This is a genomic window from Caballeronia sp. LZ003, from assembly GCF_031451465.1.
Taxonomy (GTDB): domain Bacteria; phylum Pseudomonadota; class Gammaproteobacteria; order Burkholderiales; family Burkholderiaceae; genus Caballeronia.
In genome coordinates this window covers 1-527 of sequence record NZ_JARUXJ010000153.1, presented here as the reverse complement: position 1 = coordinate 527, position 527 = coordinate 1, and the positions used below count along the sequence as shown (strand labels likewise).

Below are 527 nucleotides of genomic sequence, written 5' to 3'. Positions count from 1 at the left end.
CCCGTATGCCTTGTTGAGCTTCGCCTTGATCTGGTCGACCATATCGAACGGCGCAACCAGCGCAATCACTTCGGCGAGCATGTCCGCGTCGACGCCCTGCGCGTCGGCGAATCCTTCGGCCACCGTCGCCGCAAGCGTGCGCTCGAACGTGGCGGGCATCTGCAACCCATGACGGATTGCATAGGCGGCAACGTCGAGTGCGCCGCGCCAGTCGCCGGCGTCGATCATCCAGACCATCACCGTCACCAGTACATCGTCTTGGCCGCCTTCGTCGCTCGACAGCGCTTGAGCGATGTATGGGGCGTAGTCCGGCAAGACTTCGCGCTTGATCTCGATCTTGCGTGCCATCGAGCGCGTATCCTTCAGGCGCATCTGATCGGCCGCGAGTTTCGCGCGCATCAGGTCTTGCGCGCGGGCCTGTTGCCGACCTGCGCTGACCGATACGTTCGACGTGCGCAGCGCCGCGATCTGCTTCAGATGACGGGAAATCGGCGTGTCTCGTTCCATGGCGCGCTTAATCCGCCTGA

Annotated in this window: 1 protein-coding gene; it reads right to left on the bottom strand. The window is 63.4% G+C overall.

The features are described from left to right. Positions 1–507: phage terminase small subunit (gpM, locus tag QCE79_RS39510; RefSeq protein WP_309851821.1), on the bottom strand; the 507-nt coding region annotated here is incomplete at its 3' end. Between the last annotated feature and the right edge of the window lie 20 nt (positions 508–527).